The 17,213-nt window shown below is 70.8% G+C and carries 11 protein-coding genes and 1 riboswitch; of the genes, 7 read left to right on the top strand and 4 right to left on the bottom strand.

What is annotated here, in order from left to right; genetic code table 11:
• Nucleotides 1-877: methionine adenosyltransferase (metK, locus tag VFH59_RS17550; RefSeq protein WP_325166218.1), on the top strand; the 877-nt coding region annotated here is incomplete at its 5' end.
• A 90-nt stretch (nucleotides 878-967) separates the two neighbouring features.
• Here metK and VFH59_RS17555 read toward each other — a convergent pair.
• From VFH59_RS17555 to VFH59_RS17565, 3 genes are all read right to left on the bottom strand, one after another.
• Nucleotides 968-3,844 carry a protein kinase domain-containing protein gene (locus VFH59_RS17555; RefSeq protein ID WP_325166219.1) on the bottom strand — a complete coding sequence of 959 codons (2,877 nt, stop codon included), beginning with the start codon at nucleotides 3,842-3,844 and terminating at the stop codon, nucleotides 968-970.
• A gap of 133 nt (nucleotides 3,845-3,977) precedes the next feature.
• Nucleotides 3,978-6,110 (bottom strand): glycogen debranching N-terminal domain-containing protein, encoded by a 2,133-nt coding sequence (locus VFH59_RS17560; protein ID WP_325166220.1) that lies wholly within the window; start codon nucleotides 6,108-6,110, stop codon nucleotides 3,978-3,980.
• Nucleotides 6,107-7,264, bottom strand: coding sequence for a glycosyltransferase family 4 protein (locus tag VFH59_RS17565; protein WP_325166221.1), 1,158 nt, complete (start codon nucleotides 7,262-7,264; stop codon nucleotides 6,107-6,109). Before VFH59_RS17565 ends, VFH59_RS17560 begins: the two co-directional genes overlap by 4 nt.
• 12 nt (nucleotides 7,265-7,276) lie before the next feature.
• On the opposite strand from VFH59_RS17565, the gene VFH59_RS17570 reads away from it, so the two are divergent.
• The 5 genes from VFH59_RS17570 (at nucleotide 7,277) to VFH59_RS17590 (ending at nucleotide 13,123) form a co-directional block, all read left to right on the top strand.
• Nucleotides 7,277-9,154, top strand: a complete 1,878-nt coding sequence (locus tag VFH59_RS17570) for an ATP-binding cassette domain-containing protein (RefSeq protein WP_325166222.1) — start codon at nucleotides 7,277-7,279, stop codon at nucleotides 9,152-9,154.
• 249 nt (nucleotides 9,155-9,403) lie between these two features.
• Nucleotides 9,404-10,072 (top strand): TetR/AcrR family transcriptional regulator, encoded by a 669-nt coding sequence (locus VFH59_RS17575; RefSeq protein ID WP_325166223.1) that lies wholly within the window; start codon nucleotides 9,404-9,406, stop codon nucleotides 10,070-10,072.
• Complete coding sequence (locus VFH59_RS17580; RefSeq protein WP_325166224.1) at nucleotides 10,069-11,040, top strand: HlyD family secretion protein; 972 nt, start codon at nucleotides 10,069-10,071, stop codon at nucleotides 11,038-11,040. Before VFH59_RS17575 ends, VFH59_RS17580 begins: the two co-directional genes overlap by 4 nt.
• 29 nt (nucleotides 11,041-11,069) lie before the next feature.
• Nucleotides 11,070-12,017 carry an ABC transporter ATP-binding protein gene (locus VFH59_RS17585; RefSeq protein ID WP_325166228.1) on the top strand — a complete coding sequence of 316 codons (948 nt, stop codon included), beginning with the start codon at nucleotides 11,070-11,072 and terminating at the stop codon, nucleotides 12,015-12,017.
• Nucleotides 12,014-13,123 carry an ABC transporter permease gene (locus VFH59_RS17590; protein ID WP_325166225.1) on the top strand — a complete coding sequence of 370 codons (1,110 nt, stop codon included), beginning with the start codon at nucleotides 12,014-12,016 and terminating at the stop codon, nucleotides 13,121-13,123. Before VFH59_RS17585 ends, VFH59_RS17590 begins: the two co-directional genes overlap by 4 nt.
• Before the next feature lie 7 nt (nucleotides 13,124-13,130).
• Here the strand turns inward: VFH59_RS17590 and ppc are convergent, their stop codons facing one another.
• Nucleotides 13,131-15,869, bottom strand: a complete 2,739-nt coding sequence (gene ppc / locus VFH59_RS17595) for a phosphoenolpyruvate carboxylase (RefSeq protein WP_325166226.1) — start codon at nucleotides 15,867-15,869, stop codon at nucleotides 13,131-13,133.
• 150 nt (nucleotides 15,870-16,019) lie between these two features.
• A riboswitch (S-adenosyl-L-homocysteine riboswitch) is annotated at nucleotides 16,020-16,096 on the top strand.
• A gap of 50 nt (nucleotides 16,097-16,146) precedes the next feature.
• Between ppc and VFH59_RS17600 the strand changes: the two genes are divergently transcribed.
• Nucleotides 16,147-17,213, top strand: a 1,067-nt coding sequence (locus VFH59_RS17600) for an adenosylhomocysteinase (protein WP_325166227.1), incomplete at its 3' end; no start/stop codon positions are given.

The following is a 17,213-nucleotide window of genomic DNA, read 5'->3' on the forward strand; positions in this document are numbered from 1 at the left end:
GGAGGAACAGGGCGCGGGCGACCAGGGCCTGATGTTCGGCTATGCCACCAATGAAACGCGCGACTACATGCCGGCGGCGATCTACTACTCGCACCGCCTGGTCGAGCAGCAGGCCAAGGTCCGCAAGAAGAAGAACTCGCCGCTGCCGTGGCTGCGCCCGGACGCCAAGAGCCAGGTGACGCTGCGCTACGAGAACGACGTGGCGGTCGCGATCGACGCGGTCGTGCTCTCGACCCAGCACGACCCGGGCATCAAGCAGAAGGACCTGATCGAGGCGGTGCGCGAGGAGATCCTCAAGCCCGTGCTGCCGGCCAAGCTGCTGCACAAGGGCACCAAGTTCCACATCAACCCGACCGGCAAGTTCGTGATCGGCGGCCCGGTGGGCGACTGCGGCCTGACCGGCCGCAAGATCATCGTCGACACCTACGGCGGCTGGGCCCGCCACGGCGGCGGCGCGTTCTCCGGCAAGGATCCGTCCAAGGTCGACCGTTCGGCCGCCTATGCGGCGCGCTACGTGGCCAAGAACGTCGTGGCCGCGGGCCTGGCCGACCGTTGCGAGGTGCAGGTGTCCTACGCGATCGGCGTGGCCGAGCCGACCTCCATCTCGGTCACCACCTTCGGCACCGGCAAGATCCCGGACGAGAAGATCGAGAAGCTGATCCGCAAGCACTTCGATCTGCGCCCGTACGGCATCATCAAGATGCTGGATCTCATCCACCCGATGTACCAGCAGACCGCCAGCTACGGCCACTTCGGCCGCCAGCCCTACGAGATGAAGGCCGCCGACGGCTCCACCTTCACCGCGTTCTCGTGGGAAAAGACCGACAAGGCCGAGGCGCTGCGCGCCGACGCCGGGCTGGGCGGCAAGCGCAAGTAAGCCGCCGCGCCAGGGCAATACCGACGGGCCGCCTCGCGCGGCCCGTTTTTTTTTGGCGTGGCCCAAGTCGCCGGCTGCCCCGAAAGCGCCCTACGGCTCCGTGGCCGCCGCGCTGCCGACTGCGGCGAGCGCCTCCTCGCGCACGCTGCGCATGCCGGCGTTGAGCGTGTCCGGCTGCATTGCGATCACCGGCTGCAGGTACGTGGCGAGGACATGGTTCGCGGCTTTGGTGTCATGCAGCTTGCGTAGGACCACGTACAGCCGGGAAGCACTCTCGATGGTGTGGGCGTCGGTATCGCCCAGTGTGCGGGCACGGCCTTCCAGCGCCCGGGCGTGGGCATTGCGCGCCAGCGCCCAGCGCCCGGCGCCGGCCTCGATGCGGCCGACCAGGTCGTAGGTCGCCAGGGTCATCGGGTGATCCTCGCCCAGTTGGCGCCGCAGCGCGTCGAGCACCTGTTCGCCCTGCTGGCTGGCTTCGGCGTACTGGCCGTTTTCGCACAGCAGGCTGGCCAGGCTGCCGCGCGCATACAGGGTGCTGAAGTGGCCCGGACCCAGGGTGCGGCTGCGTGCGGCCACGATCTGGCGTTCCAGCGCGATGGCGTCCGCGCCACGGTCCTGCTTGGAGAGCAACCGCACCATGTCGGTCATCGCCTCCAGCGTGCCGGGGTTGTCCGGACCGAGCACGCGCCGGTACCCCTGGATGATGGCGTCCAGCCGCGCGTGGACCTGCGCCATGGTCGCCGGGTCGAGCGCCAGCCGCACCTCGTTCGACGCCGCCAGTGCGCGCGCCTGCAGGGTCAGCGGATGATCGGCGCCCAGGCGGCGCTCGCGGGTCGCCGCCACGTCCTGCGCCAGCGCGAGCGCGCGCTCGTACTCGTTGTCCTGGGAGTAGAGCAGCGTGGCCAGGGTAAGGGTGGTCGCCAGGGTTTCCGGATGCTCGGCACCGAAGGCCTGCCGGTACAGCGGCACCAGGTGTTCCAGCTCGACCCGCGCACGATCTCGCCGGCCCAGCTGGATCAGGGTTTCAACGCGGTCGCGCCGCAGCCGCAACAGGCCCTCGTCGGTCGCGGGCAGGCGCGGCGCCAGCCCGCTGTAGAGCGCCTCCTGCCGATCCAGTGCCTTCTTCAGATGCCCCTGCGCGGCCAGCACGCGGGCCTGTCCCGAGAGCACGGCGACCTGCAGCGGATCGGCTAGCGGCAGAGCCGCGGCGGCCGGCAACGCCCTGTCGTAGGCCTGCGCCGCCTGCTCCAGCTCGCCGCTGCGGTACAGCGCCTCGCCCAGGTCGACCCGCGCCGAAAGCAGCGCGGCGTCGCCGGCCGGCAGGCGTTTCCGGCGCGCCTCCACCACGTTGCGCAGCTCCGTCGCCGCGTGCGCATAGCTGCCGATGGTCAGCAGCACGCGCGCCAGCGATTGGCGCAGGTCGGCCGCAAGCAGCGGCGCGTCGGCGAAGTCCCTGTCCAGCCGCGCCAGCGCGTGGCTGACGACGTAGGTGTCCAGCGCATCACGCGCCGGGCCGGACGCGGCGATGCCCGCGAACGCCTGCTCCAGCTGCCCGCGGTCGATCCCCGACCCACCCAGGCCGTCCAGCCGCGCCAGCACCAGCCGGCGCTCGTCGCCGGTCAGCGCATGGCCCATCGCGTCGATGTCCACGCTCTGCAGCATCGACCGCTGGAAGGCGACCATGCGCTCCAGGTCGTGCTGGCGCTGCTCGGCCAGCCGCTGCGCGGCGCGGGTCTGGGCCAGGGCCAGCAGTGAGGCGGTCAGGCCGGCCAGCACGGCCGCCAGCACCATGCCGCCGGCGGCCAGCGGCCAGCGGTTGCGCTGGACGAAGCGGCGCACCCGGTACCACTGCCGGCCGCGGCGCGCCTTGACCGGGCGTTGTGCCAGGTAATCGCGCAGGTCCTGCGCGAACTCGGCCACGCTGGCGTAGCGCTGGCTGACCTGCCGGCGCAACGCCTTGAGCACGATGGCATCGACGTCGGCGGGGATCGAGCGCCTGGGCCGTGGCTGCCCCGGCGGCGCCTCGCGCAGGCTGCGGCTGGGTGCCTGCACCTGGCCGCCGATGATCGCATTGGACAGCAGGTGCGGCGTCACCAGGTGCTGGTAGGGCCGGCGACCGGCGATCAGCTGGTACAGCACCACGCCCAGCGAGTAGACGTCTGCCCCGGTGGTCAGCGGCTGCTGCTGGATCTGCTCGGGACTGGCGTAGGCCAGGGTCAGCGCATGCGCGGCGGTGGCCGTGGCCAGCACCTGCCCCCCTTCCTCGATGATGCGGGCGATGCCGAAATCCAGCAGCTTCGGCGCGCCGTCGGCGGTGACCAGGATGTTGGCCGGCTTGATGTCGCGGTGGATCACCAGGTTGCGGTGCGCGAACTCGACCGCGTCGCAGACCTTCAGGAACAGCACGAGGCGCTCGTTGAGCGAAAGCGCGTGCGCATCGCACCACTCGTCGATGCGCTGTCCCTCGACGTACTCCATGGCCAGGAACGGCTGGCCGCCGTCCATCACGCCGCCGTCGAGCAGGCGGGCGATGCCGGGGTGCTCCAGCCGTGCCAGCAGACGGCGCTCCTGGCTGAAGCGCTCGTGCAGGATCGGCGAACCCTGGGCGGCGGCGTGCAGGAACTTGAGCGCGACCTGCTGGGTGAACCCTTCGTCGCAGCGCTCGGCCAGGTACACCATGCCCATGCCGCCCTCGCCGAGCAGGCGCAGGATGCGGTAGTTGCGCGGTGCGGTGGCCTGCGCCTGGTGACCGCTGAGGTCGGGCGGCCCCGCGGCCGCGGAGAACGGCAAGGTGGCGGTGTGGGTGCGCTCGATCGCCTCCAGCATCCAGCGCACCTCGCGCTCGAGCTCGGCGTCCTCCCCCACGTGCCCGTCGATCAAGGCATCGCGCGCGGACGCGTCCACGTCCATCGCCGCCATGGCGATGCGCTTGGCCTCGACGTAGCGATCGGTCAGCTGCCCTGCCATGCGATCCCCCCGGATTCCCGGGCGGGATTATGGCCTTGTTTTCACGCGGGAATCACGTGCCGTCCCGGCCCGGTGGCGCCCTCCCGCTGCGCTGCGGGTGGGGGAGCCGGCCCGTGCTCGCCCTCGGCGTTGACTAGACCTTGGCGAGGATGCGCACGTCCGCCGAGCCGCCGGCACGGAAGGCCACGGTGCGCGAACCGATCCGCTCGAAGCCCAGGTCGAGGACATCTCCACCCACGTCGAGCCGGTGCAGGGTCAGCCGGTCGACACCTTCGGGCAGCTGCGGGCGGTCGATGCGCACCTCGCCGCGGCGGCCATCGATGGTCACGCCCAGGCAGGCCTGCAGCATCATGAACACCGAGCCGGCGGCCCAGGCCTGGGGCAGGCAGGCGACCGGGTAGGCGATCGGCGGCTCGCCGGTGGCGCGGGGAAAGCCGCAGAAGAGCTCCGGCAGCCGCATCCCGAAGTGCACGGCCGCCTCGAAGGTCTCGCCGAGCAGGCGCACGGCGTCCTCGCGCTCGCCGTAGTGCGCCATGCCCGCCGCGCAGATCGCCACGTCGTGCGGCCACACCGAGCCGTCGTGGTAGGACATCGGGTTGTAGCGCGCCTGGTGCATGGCCAGCGTGCGCGCACCCCAGCCGCTGTCGAACGGCGCCGAGCGGAATTGGCGGATCACCTTCCTCGCCCGCCACAGCTTGGGCAGTCCCACGTAGAGCAGGTGGCCGGCGTTGGACGCGCGCACGCAGCACAGCCGGCCGTTGCCGTCGCGGGCGATGCCGTAGTTGCACATCTCCTCGTCCCAGAACAGCGCCTCGACCGCCTTGCGCATGGCCAGCGCGCGATGGCGCCAGCCGGCCGCCGAATCGTCGTCCCCGCGCCGCTCCGCCAGCCGGGCCATGGCGATCAAAGCGGCATACACGTAGCCCTGAACCTCCACCAGCGCGATCGGCGCGGGCGGGATGTCGCCATCGGCGTGGAACACCGAGTCCTCGCTGTCCTTCCAGCCCTGGTTGAGCAGGCCGCCCACCTCGCCCTGGGCGTAGGTCAGGAAGCCGTGCGGGTCGCGGTCGCAGGTGCGCTCGATCCAGCCCATCGCCGCGGTGAGTGCGGGCCACAACCGGTCGATGAAGACGTCGTCACCGGTGCGCTCGGCGTACGCGCCGGCGAGCATCACGTACAGGGGCGTGGTGTCCACGCCACCGTAGTAGCGCCCGAACGGCACCTCGCCCAGCTCGGCCATCTCGCTCTTGCGCGTCTCGTGCATGATCTTGCCGGGGGCCGAGTCCCGGAAGGCCGAGGTCTCGTGCGCCTGGTGCTCGGCGAGGTAGCCGAGCACGCCGCGGGCCAGGCCCGCATCCAGCCACAACAGCTGCAGCGCGGTGATGATGCCGTCGCGACCGAACGGCGTGGCAAACCAGGGAATGCCTGCGCAGGGATACGGACCGGTCGAGAACTCGCTCACCAGCAGCGCGATGTCCGCACGCGAGCGCTCCAGCCAGGCGTTGAACAGCCGCGCGTTGCTGCGCGGGCGCGCGCCATGGCCACGGCGCCGGCGCATCGCGCGGCGCGCCTTGGCGGCGGCGGCCCGGAAACGCTGGCGACTGGGTTCGGCGTGCGTGGGGCCGATTTCCACGTAGAGCTCGGTGTTGCTGAGCCTGGGCAGGGTCAGCGCAAGTTCGGCCGACCGGCCGTCCAGCCGGTCCGGCCGGGTGGAGAGGCAGATCACCGAGCAGCGCTCGACCCCGTCCAGGCCGTCGTAGCGCAGGGCCACGGAGGTCTCGCCCACCTCGGGCGGGTGCAGGGTGCCGCGTTTCTTCCGCGGCGTGCCGCGCACTTCGAAGATGTCCCTGAAATCCGCGGCGAAGTGCAGGGTAAGCGTGACCTGCACCTCGCTGTCGCCGTAGTTGACGCAGGAGATGCGCTCGTACATCCGTGCGTCCCACAGGAAGCGCGTGCGCTGCAGGTGGATCACCCCCTGCGGCGTGGCGCGCTCGCCCATCGGCGGCAGCGGCTTGTTGGAGAGGTTGGCGGTGAACAGCACGTTGTCGTGGGCGATCGCTGCGCTGAGCAGCGAGGGCGGCTTGCCGCCCAGGTCCAGGGTGAAGGCGGACAGCAGGCGCGTGTCGTTGTGGAACAGGCCGCTGGCGTCGCCGCGGATATCGCCATAGGCATCGCACACGACGAAGGTGTCGCCGGACTTGAGCGAGTATTGCCCGCGCGACGTGCCGGCCGAAGGGGTTTCGTCGTCGTGCGTCGCTTCGCTCATCGTGCCGCCTCCCAGGCCACCGGCCAGGCCGGCAGCGCCGGCGCGACACGGCAGCGTCGTTCGTAAAGGTCTACGTAGTTGCTCGCCATGATCTCGGCGGAGAAGCGCCGCTCGAACGAGGCGCGCACCTGCCGTCGATCGATCTGCGCCAGCCGTCGCACCGCGTCCAGCGCCTCGGCCTCGCTTTCCACGATGAAGCCGTTGACGCCCTCCTCGACCACCTCGGGTACCGAGCCGCAGTTCCAGGCGATCACCGGTGTGCTGCAGGCCATCGCCTCGATCATCACCAGGCCGAACGGCTCGGGCCAGTCGATCGGAAACAGCAGCGCGGCCGCGTTGCCGAGGAACCCCTCCTTGGCCGCTTCGTCGATCTCGCCGACGAACTCCACCAGCGGATCGGCCAGCAGCGGCTCGATCTCGGCGTGAAAGTACGCGCGGTCGGCGAGGTCGACCTTGGCGGCGATCTTCAGCGGCATCCCGCTCGCCCGTGCGATGGCGATCGCCCGGTCGGGCCGCTTTTCCGGCGAGATGCGTCCGAGGAAGGCGAGATAGCCACCGCGCGGCCGCGGGTGCGGCCGGTGCAGGTCTTCCGGCAGGCCGTGGTGGACGGTGCCGGCCCAGTTCGCGAAGTGCAGCGGCCGGCGCTGGTGGTGCGAAATCGATACCAGCGGGTAGCGTGGCCAGCGCCGGTACACCTCGGCCAGGTCCTTCAGGTCCAGCCGGCCGTGCAGGGTGGTGAGCGTGCGGCCGGCGCAGTCCTCGAACATCGGGAAATGCAGCATGTCGACGTGGAAGTGCAGCACGTCGAATTCATCCGCCCGACGGCGCACCTCCTGCAGCATCGACAGATGCACCGCCAGCTCGGACTTCTGCGGCGTGGGGTCGAGCCGGATCGCCTGGTCGCGCACCGCCACCAGCTCCGCACGGGTGCACGCATCGGCACTGGCGAACAGGGTGACCTCGTGGCCGAGGTCCACCAGCGTGTCGGTGAGCCAGGCGACGATGCGCTCGGTGCCGCCGTAGAGACGGGGCGGAACGGATTCGCACAGGGGGGCGATCTGGGCTATGCGCATGGGATCCTCGACGCCCTCGCCATCCTGGCCGCGGGGCACGTTGAAGGCCTTGGTGCACGCCGCATCCGCCAATGCATCCATTACAATCGGCGAATGTCCCTGATCCAGTTGCAGCGCGTCGATTTCAGCATCGGCGGTCCCCTCCTGCTTGCCGATGTCGACCTGTCGATCGAGCGCGGCGAACGCGTCTGCGTCGTAGGCCGCAATGGCGAGGGGAAATCCACGCTGATGAAGTTGATCGCCGGCGAATTGCACCCCGACGACGGTGAAGTGAGGGTGCAGAATGGCGTTACCGTCGCGCGAATGGCGCAGGAGGTCCCGCAGTCCACGGCCGGTTGCGTATTCGACGTGGTGGCCGAGGGCCTGGGCGATCTCGGCCGCCTGCTGGCGCGCTACCACCATTTGCTGGGCGTCGGCGACCTCGCGGCGCTGGGCGAGGTGCAGCAGCAGATCGAATCGCGCCAGGGCTGGGATCTTGACCGCCGGGTGAACGAGGTGCTCGCGCGGCTGGCACTGCCGGGCGAGACCGACTTCGCGGCGCTCTCCGGCGGCATGAAGCGCCGCGTGCTGCTGGCGCAGGCGCTGGTGAAGAAGCCCGACGTGCTGTTGCTCGACGAGCCGACCAACCACCTGGACATCGAGGCGATCGACTGGCTCGAGGGCTTCCTCAAGTCCTTCGATGGCTCGATCGTGTTCGTCACCCACGACCGCAGCTTCCTGCGCGCGCTGGCCACACGCATCGTCGAGATCGACCGCGGCGCACTCACCGACTGGCCCGGCGACTACGACAACTACCTGCGCCGGCGCGAGGAACGCCTGCACGCCGAGGCGCAGGCCAACGCGCAGTTCGACCGCAAGCTGGCGCAGGAGGAAGTGTGGATCCGCCAGGGCATCAAGGCCCGGCGCACCCGCAACGAAGGCCGCGTGCGCGCACTCAAGGCACTGCGCCGCGAGCGCGCCGAGCGCCGCGAGCTGGCCGGCAACGCGAAGATGACGCTGGCCAATGCGCAGGCCTCGGGCAAGAAGGTGATCGAACTCGACCACGTGCACCAAGGCTTCGGCGGACGCGTGCTGATCGAGGACTTTTCCACCACCGTCATGCGTGGCGACCGCATCGGCATCATCGGTCCCAACGGCGCCGGCAAGAGCACGCTGCTGAAGATCATGCTCGGCGAGCTCACCCCCGAGCGCGGCACGGTGGAGCTCGGCACCGGCATCGAGGTCGCGTATTTCGATCAGCACCGGGTGCAATTGGACGAGCGGCTCAACGCCCTGGACAACGTGGCGCAGGGCCGCGAATACATCGAGCTCGGCGGGCAGCGCAAGCACGTGATCGGCTACCTGCAGGACTTCCTGTTCTCGCCCGAGCGCGCGCGCGCGCCGATCACCCGGCTGTCCGGCGGCGAACGCAACCGCCTGCTGCTCGCCAAGCTGTTCGCCCAGCCGTCAAACCTGCTGGTGATGGACGAGCCGACCAACGACCTGGACGTGGAGACGCTCGAGCTGCTCGAAGAGCTGCTGACCGACTACAGGGGCACGCTGCTGCTGGTCTCGCACGACCGCGCGTTCCTGGACAACGTCGTGTCGAGCACGCTGGTGCTCGAGGGCGACGGCAAGGTGGGGGAGTACGTAGGCGGCTACAGCGACTGGCTGCGCCAGCGGCCTGCGGTGCCGGCAACGGCACCGGCGACGGCAAAGAGCGCCCCGGCGCCAGCGGCCAGTCCGGCGCCGGCGCCCGCGCCCGCTCCGGCCCGGCGCAAACTCGGCTTCAAGGACCAGCGTGAGCTGGAGCAGCTGCCCTCGCGCATCGAACAACTCGAAAACGAAGTCGCGCAGCGCTCCGCCGCGATGAACGAGCCGGCGTTCTTCCAGCAGGACAGCGCCACCATCGTGAGGGCCAACGAGGCGCTCGCGAAGCTGCAGACGGAGCTCGACGCCGCCTACGCCCGCTGGAGCGAGCTGGAGGGCTGAGCTCTCAGCGCCTTCTCCGCTCCGGATAGAGGGCAGAGGTGAGGGGGAACGCTTGCGGCATGGCCAGGCCTTTCCTCGCCCTGTCGAGGCACCGGGTCAGTTTCCCGCGAGTCCCGGCCCCTCTCCCCTGAGGGTGGCTGGCTAGACCACCCCTGTTCGCGATGTCGCCACGCCCACGCGCCTGTCGCCATGCCTGCACGGACGAGCACGCCACTTGCAGTTAATTAATCATGGAATTAATTTTTGCGCATGGCCCAGCCTCCCACATCCGGAAAACGCGGCGCCGGCCGCCCGCGCGGCGACGACGGCGACCTGCGCGCGCGCCTGCTCGATGCCGCGACCGCGCTCTACGCACGCGAGGGCATCGGCGGCACGTCGCTGCGCGCGATCGCCGCCGAAGCGGGCGTGACCCCGGCGATGCTGCACTACTACTTTGGCGACAAGGATCGCGTCACGCAGGCGTTGGTCGATGAGCGGCTGCTGCCCGCGCTGGCCCCGGTGCGCGCGCGACTGGAACAGGCCGGCGACGATCCGAAGGCGCTGGCGGAGGCCTTCGTTCGCGGCATCGGCGCCCTGGTGACCCAGCACCCCTGGCTGCCGGCGCTGTGGGTCCGCGAGGTGCTGTGCGAGGGCGGCGCGCTACGCGAGGTGCTGTTCCACAAGGCATTGCCGAGCCTTCCGCGCCTGCTCGCACAGCGCTTTGCCGAGGCAAAGGCGGCCGGCCGGCTGAACCCCACGCTGGACCCGCGGCTGCTGGTGGTCTCGCTGGTGGGCCTGACGCTGTTTCCCGCGGCGGGAGCACCGATCTGGCGCACCGTCTTCGAGGCGTCCGACATCGACACCGGCACCCTGCTCGGGCACACGCTCGCCCTGCTCGAAGGTGGCCTGGCAGCCACGCCACCAGGACAACCGTCATGAACGCGCTACGCCCGCTCGCCCGCCTGTCCCTGGCCGCCGCCCTGGCCCTCGGCGTGCAGGCCTGCACCAACGAGGCGCCGCAGGCGTTGGGCACGCTGGAGTACGACCGCATCACCCTGCCCGCGCCGGCCGCCGAGCGCATCGTCGCCATCGACGTGCACGAGGGCCAGGCGGTCGCCGCGGGCCAGCCGCTGGTGACGCTCGATCCCACCCGCACGCGCGCCGAGCTCGACGCTGCCATCGCGCAGGCGCAGCAGCAACGCGACCGGCTGGCCGAACTGGAGGCCGGGCCGCGCCGCGAGGACATCGCCCGGGCGCGTGCGAACCTGGCCGCGACCCAGGCGCAGGCGCGCGAGGCGCAGGCCTACTACCGGCGGCTGCAGCCGCTGCAGGGGAATCACTACATCGCCGCCGCCGAGCTCGACCGGGCGCGCGCCGCGGCCGACGGCGCCGCCGGCCAGGTCCGCGCCGCGCGGGCCGCGCTCGACGAGTTGCTGCACGGCACCCGGCCGGAGCAGCTCGCGCAGGCCCGCGCCGCGCTCGCCGCCACGCGGGCGCAGGTGGCGGCCGAGCGGGTGCTGCTGGACAAGCTGGCCATCGTCGCCCCGCGCGTGGCGCGCGTGGACAGCCTGCCCTACCGGCTCGGCGACCAGGCACCGGTCGGCGCGCCGGTGGCGATCCTGCTGGCGGGCGACGCGCCCTATGCGCGCATCTACGTGCCCGAACCACAGCGCGCGTCGGTGCACGTCGGCGATGCGGTCGACGTCTACGTGGGCAAGCGCCAGACGCCCTACCGGGGCCGTGTGCGCATGGTTCGCAGCGAGCCGGGCTTCACCCCGTACTACGCGCTCACCGGCGAGGACGCCGAGCGCCTGAGCTACCTGGCCGAGGTCGCGCTGGGCAAGGAGGCATCGGACCTGCCGGCAGGGCTGCCGGTGCGGGTGGAACTGCACGGGCGCGCGCGGTGAACGCAGCGGCCGCCGATGCCGGCGTGGCCATCCACGCGCGCGGGCTGACCAAGCGGTTCGGCAAGCTGGTCGCGGTCGACGACGTGGACCTGGACGTCCCCGCCCGCCGCGTCTACGGCTTCCTCGGGCCCAACGGCTCGGGCAAGTCGACCACCATCCGCATGCTGTGCGGCCTGCTCACGCCCAGCGGCGGCGAGATCGAGGTGCTCGGCCTGCGCATGCCCGAGCAGGCCGATGCGCTGCGCGCGCGGATCGGCTACATGACCCAGCGCTTCTCGTTGTTCGAAGACCTCACCGTGCGCGAGAACCTGGAGTTCCTCGCCGCGATCCAGGGCGTGCCGCGGCGCAGGACCAAGGCGCGGGTCGACCAGCTGGTCGAGCAGTACCACTTCGCCGACCGCCAGCGGCAGCTCGCCGGCACCATGAGCGGCGGCCAGAAACAGCGCCTCGCGCTGGCCTGCGCGGTGATCCACGAACCGGAGTTGCTGTTCCTTGACGAGCCGACCAGCGCGGTCGACCCCGAGTCGCGCCGCGACTTCTGGGAGAAGCTGTTCGAACTGGCCGATGCCGGCACCACGCTGCTGGTGTCGACCCACCTGATGGACGAGGCCGAGCGCTGCCACCGGCTGGCGATCCTCGACCGCGGCGCGCTGGTGGCCGACGGCACGCCGCACGAACTCGCCGCGCGGCTGCGCGGCCGTACCTTCCTGGTGGACGCCGACGATCCACGCCGCGCGCACGCCGCGTTGTCCGGGGTCGCGGGCGTGCTCGGCGTGGCGCAGGTCGGCACCGTGCTCCGCGTGCTGGCCGCGCAAGCCGAGGCGGACGATGGCGATGCCATCAGGCAGCGCCTGGGCGACGCACTCGCCCGCGCCGGCCAGCGCGGCGAGGTCACCGAAGCGGAGCCGAACCTGGAAGACGTGTTCGTCGCCGCCACGCGCGATGGCGATCGTCGTGGGCAGGCGCACGCGGCATGAACTGGCGACGGCTCTGGGCGATCGTGCTGAAGGAGCTGCGCCAGCTGCGGCGCGACCGCATCACGCTGGCCATGGTGGTGGGCATCCCGGTGGCGCAGCTGGTGCTGTTCGGCTACGCGATCAATACCAACCTGCGCGGCCTCGACGCCGGGATCGCCGACCAGGCCGGCACCGCCGGCTCGCGCGCGCTGGTGATGGACATGCTGGCCACCGGCGTGATCGCGCCGTCGGTCGTGACCGACACGCCCGCACAGCTGATGGCGCAGATCCGACGTGGGCGCATCAGCATCGGCATTGTCATCCCGCCCGATTTCGAGCGGCGCCGAATCGACGGCCGGCAGGTTGCGCAGGTGATGGTCGACGGCAGCGACATCGCGGTGCAGAGCGCCGCGGCCCAACTTGTCCAGGTGCCGATCGACAGCGCCGCGCCGGACACGCGCGCCCCGCTGGCCAGCACGCCACCGGAGGGGCGCATCGGCGTGGTCGGCTTCTACAACCCGCAACGGCGCTCGGCGATCAACATCGTGCCGGGATTGATCGGCGTGATCCTGACCATGACCATGGTGCTGTTCACCGCCATCGCCGTGGTGCGCGAGCGCGAACGCGGCAACATGGAGCTGCTGCTGGCCACGCCGCTGACCCGCTCGGAGCTGATGGTGGGTAAGGTGCTGCCCTACGTGGCCATCGGCCTGGTGCAGACCAGCGTGATCCGGGCGCTGGGCACCTGGCTGTTCCGCGTGCCGATCCATGGCAGCCTGCTGGATGTCTATCTGGCCGCGGGCCTGCTGATCCTGGGCAACCTCGCGCTGGGCCTGTTGATCTCGACGCGGGCGCAGTCGCAGTTCCAGGCGATGCAGATGACCTTCTTCGTGTTCCTGCCTTCGATCCTGCTGTCCGGCTTCATGTTCCCGTTCGCCGGCATGCCGCGGGTCGCACAGTGGCTGGCCGAGGTACTGCCGCTGACCCATTTCCTGCGCCTGATCCGCGGCGTGATGCTGCGCGGCGCCGGGCTGTGGGAGATGTGGGCCGACGTCGCCGCGCTGGTCGCGTTCGTGGTGCTGGCGATGGCGGCGGCGATCCTGCGCTTTCGCCGGCGGCTGGACTGAACGCGCGTCAGCCGGTGTTCTGCAGACCCTGCGAAACGCCGTTGACGCAGGCGACCAGCGCGCGCAGCAGCGACTCGTCCTCGCAGCCGCCGGCGCGCCAGCGGGCGAGCAGGTCGACGGTGAGCAGGCTCATGGGATCGACGTAGGGATTGCGCAGGCGGATCGAGACCGCAAGCCGCGGGTTGTCGGCCAGCAGCGTATCGCCGCCCTTGAGCTTGAGCAGCCAGTGGCGGGTGCGCTCGAATTCCTCGCGGATCAGCCCGTAGAACGGCGCGTGCAGGTCGCCAGCCAGGCGCGAGAACGCCTCGGCGATGTCCAGGTCGCACTTGGCCAGCACCATCGCCACGTCGTCCAGCGCATTGGCGAAGAACGGCCAGTCGCGCGCCATCTCGGCCAGCGCCGCTTCGCCGAACGCGACCGCGCCCTGCTCCAGCGCGGACCCCAAGCCGTACCAGCCGGTAATGATCGAGCGGCACTGGGTCCAGGCGAACACCCAGGGGATCGCGCGCAGGTCCTGCACGCCACGCATGCTGCGACGGCTGGCCGGGCGCGAACCCAGGGTCATGCGCTCGACCACGTCGATCGGCGTGGCGGTACGGAAGTAGTCGACGAAGCCCTCGCGCTCGACCAGCGCGCGATAGTGCCGGCGGCTGTGCGCGGCCAGGGTGTCCATCTGCTCGCGCCAGCGCGCCTCGCGTGGTTCCTGCCCGCGCGGGCGCAGCGAGGCACGCAGCACGGCGCCGACGGTCTGCTCCAGGTTGCGCAGCGCCAGCGCGCGGATGCCGTATTTGCGGTGGATCACCTCGCCCTGCTCGGTCACCCGCAGCACGCCGGCGACCGAGCCGCGCGGCGAGGCCATCAGCGCCGGTGCGATCCGCGAGCCGCCGCGGCTGGCCGAGCCGCCGCGACCGTGGAAGAAGGCCAGCTGGATGCCGCCGGCTTTCGCCACGTCGAGCAGTTCCACCTGCGCCCGTTGCAAGGCCCAGCGCGAGGCGAGCGTGCCACCGTCCTTGCCACTGTCGGAATAGCCGAGCATGACCCACTGGCGGTCGCCGCGGCTGCGCAGGTGCGCGCGGTAGACCGGATCGTCGAGCAGCGCCCGCAGGGTCGCCGGCGCGCGCTGGAGGTCGTCGACGGTTTCGAACAGCGGGGCGATGTCCAGCGGCACGGCCGTGCCGGCCGGCTCGGCCGCGCCGGGCGGCGCCGCGGCCGGCTCGACCAGGCCGCCGTAGCGCGCCAGCGCCAGCACCGCCAGCACGTCGGCGGCCGAGTGCGCCATGCTGATGATGTACAGCCCGATCGCTTCGCTGCCGTAGCGGCGACGGGCGTCACCCAGGGTGGCGAACACGTCGTAGAGCGCGGTCACGGCGTCGGCATGGCCGATCGCGAAGCGCGCCTGCCCGGCGGCGTAGGCGCGCAGCGTCCCCGCGCGGTCGGCGGCCGGTCGGTCGGCCCAGTCCGCATCACCGAGCAGGTCGGCCAGCGCGTCGTCGTGCACGCGCGAGTCCTGCCGCACGTCCAGCCGTGCAAGGTGGAAGCCGAAGGTGCGTACCCGCCAGATCAGCCGGCGCACGGCATACGCGCCGGCGTGCAGGCCGCGGTGGCCGACCAGGCTGTCGTCGATCCGCTGCAGGTCCTCCAGCAGCTCGCCTGCCGAGGCATACCCTTCCGTGGCGTTGTCGCAGGTCGCCTCCAGGCGGGCACCGATCAGGGTGAGCAGGCAGCGGTAGGGCATGTCCGCGTGGCGCGGGCGGATGCGCGCGGCGGCCTGTGGAAAGCGCGCGCGGTAGTCTTCGAGCCGCTCGGTCAGGGCGGGATCGACGGCCACCCGGCCGGCGGTCTGGCTGAGCAGGCGCGCGAGCGCTGCGACGTCGGCGGCGTAGCGGTCCAGCACGTGCGCGCGCTGGGTCGCCAGCGCGGCGGCAATGGTCTGCGCGCCGACGTTGGGGTTGCCGTCCATGTCCCCGCCGACCCAGCTGGCAAACCCGAGCAGCCGCGGCATCGGCGACTCGATTCCATAGACCGCCTGCAGGGCGCCGGCGAGCGATTCGTACAGCGCCGGCACGATCCGGTAGATCGGGTTGGCCAGGTAGAAGCCGACATGGTCGTGCTCGTCCTGCACCGTGGGGCGCACCGGCGAGGCCTCCGCGGTCTGCCACGCAGCGGACAACGCCATGTAGATGCGGTCGGCGTCCTCGCTGCGCTCCTGCGGGGTGCGGCTGGCGTCGAAGCCGTCGACCAGCGCATGCACGATCGCCTGTTCCTTTTCCAGCAGCGAGCGACGCATGGCCTCGGTCGGGTGGGCGGTGAACACCGGCTCGATCCACAGCCGCGCGAGCCACCCGAGCAGCTCCTCGGCCGCCACGCCCTCGCGCCTGAGGCGGCCGAGCACGTCCAGCAGCGATTCGGGCTGCGGCGGACCGCCGGCGCGCTGGTAGTCACGGCGCCGGCGGATGCGATGCACCCGCTCGGCGGTGTTGACGGCCTGGAAATAGGTCGCGAAGGCGCGCGCCAGCGCCTCCGCCTGGTCCGTATCCAGCCCGGCGAGCGCATTCGCAAGGGAGGCGACCGCGTCACCCTCGCGGCGGCGGTGGATGGCCGCCTGGCGCACGGCCTCGACCCGTTCGAAGAAGCCCTCCCCGCCCTGCTCGGCGAGCATGCGACCGACCAGTTGGCCGAGCCGGCCAACGTCTTCGCGCAGCGGTTCGTCGTGCGGCAGGAAATCGTCTTGGCGGCTTGCTTCCATGGGGCGCTCCTCGAGGGTTGCGCCCAAGACTAGCGAATCGGTCGCCAACCCCTTGTAAGCACGCGCCTGTGTGCAATGGGGACCTGCGGTCGGTCCACGTTGCGCTCCTACAGGAAGCCTCCCGCGACGGTATAATGGACGCCTTTCGTGCCCGCCGAGGGGCGCTGCGACCGTCGCGTGACGGCCAGGCTCGGCGCCGGCATGTGCAGCAACGGCGCTCACCCATGCGGACCTTCGCCCGCACAGGCCAAGGTTCCCCAAAGAACCGGAGACAAGCATGAACGCCGCCATCCAGGCCCACTCGAACCAAGACTACAAGATCCGCGACATCGCCCTGGCCGACTTCGGTCGCAAGGAGCTGGACATCGCCGAGCACGAGATGCCCGGCCTGATGTCGATCCGCCGCAAGTACGCCCCGCAGGCCCCGCTCAAGGGCGTGCGCGTGACGGGCTCCTTGCACATGACGATCCAGACCGCCGTGCTGATCGAGACGCTCAAGGACATCGGCGCCGACGTGCGCTGGGCCTCGTGCAACATCTTCTCGACGCAGGACCACGCCGCCGCGGCGATCGCCGCCACCGGCACGCCGGTGTTCGCCTGGAAGGGCGAGACGCTGGAGGAGTACTGGGACTGCACGCTCGATGCATTGAGCTTCCCCGACGGCAAGGGCGGTTTCCTCGGGCCCCAGCTGGTGGTCGACGACGGCGGCGACGTCACGCTGCTGATCCACAAGGGCTACGAGCTCGAGAACGGCAGCGACTGGGTCAACACCCCGTCGGGCAGCCACGAGGAGCAGGTCATCAAGAACCTGCTCAAGCGCGTGCACACCGAGCGCCCGGGCTACTGGCACACCGTGGTCAAGGACTGGAAGGGCGTCTCGGAGGAGACCACCACCGGCGTGCACCGTCTCTACCAGCTGGCGCAGGAAGGCAAGCTGCTGATCCCGGCGATCAACGTCAACGACTCGGTCACCAAGAGCAAGTTCGACAACCTGTACGGCTGCCGCGAGTCGCTGGCCGATGGCCTCAAGCGCGCGATGGACGTGATGCTCGCCGGCAAGGTCGCGGTGGTGTGCGGCTACGGCGACGTCGGCAAGGGTTGCGCGCATTCGCTGCGTGCCTACGGCGCGCGCGTGGTGGTCACCGAGATCGACCCGATCAACGCGCTGCAGGCGGCGATGGAAGGCTTCGAGGTGAACACCGTCGAGAGCACGCTGGGCCGCGGCGACATCTACGTCACCACCACCGGCAACAAGGACGTGATCCGCCTGGAGCACATGCAGGCGATGAAGGACCAGGCGATCGTCTGCAACATCGGCCACTTCGACAACGAGATCCAGGTCGA

Origin of the sequence: Frateuria sp., assembly GCF_035695185.1 — a bacterium.
Lineage (GTDB): Bacteria > Pseudomonadota > Gammaproteobacteria > Xanthomonadales > Rhodanobacteraceae > Frateuria_A.

Excerpts from the sequence above, each read along its gene's own strand:
- VFH59_RS17580 (WP_325166224.1), top strand. The coding sequence starts at position 10,069 with ATGAACGCGCTACGCCCGCTCGCCCGCCTGTCCCTGGCCGCCGCCCTG.
- VFH59_RS17590 (WP_325166225.1), top strand. The coding sequence starts at position 12,014 with ATGAACTGGCGACGGCTCTGGGCGATCGTGCTGAAGGAGCTGCGCCAG.
- ppc (WP_325166226.1), bottom strand. The coding sequence starts at position 15,869 with ATGGAAGCAAGCCGCCAAGACGATTTCCTGCCGCACGACGAACCGCTG.
- VFH59_RS17575 (WP_325166223.1), top strand. The coding sequence starts at position 9,404 with ATGGCCCAGCCTCCCACATCCGGAAAACGCGGCGCCGGCCGCCCGCGC.
- VFH59_RS17570 (WP_325166222.1), top strand. The coding sequence starts at position 7,277 with ATGTCCCTGATCCAGTTGCAGCGCGTCGATTTCAGCATCGGCGGTCCC.
- VFH59_RS17560 (WP_325166220.1), bottom strand. The coding sequence starts at position 6,110 with ATGAGCGAAGCGACGCACGACGACGAAACCCCTTCGGCCGGCACGTCG.
- VFH59_RS17555 (WP_325166219.1), bottom strand. The coding sequence starts at position 3,844 with ATGGCAGGGCAGCTGACCGATCGCTACGTCGAGGCCAAGCGCATCGCC.
- VFH59_RS17565 (WP_325166221.1), bottom strand. The coding sequence starts at position 7,264 with ATGGATGCATTGGCGGATGCGGCGTGCACCAAGGCCTTCAACGTGCCC.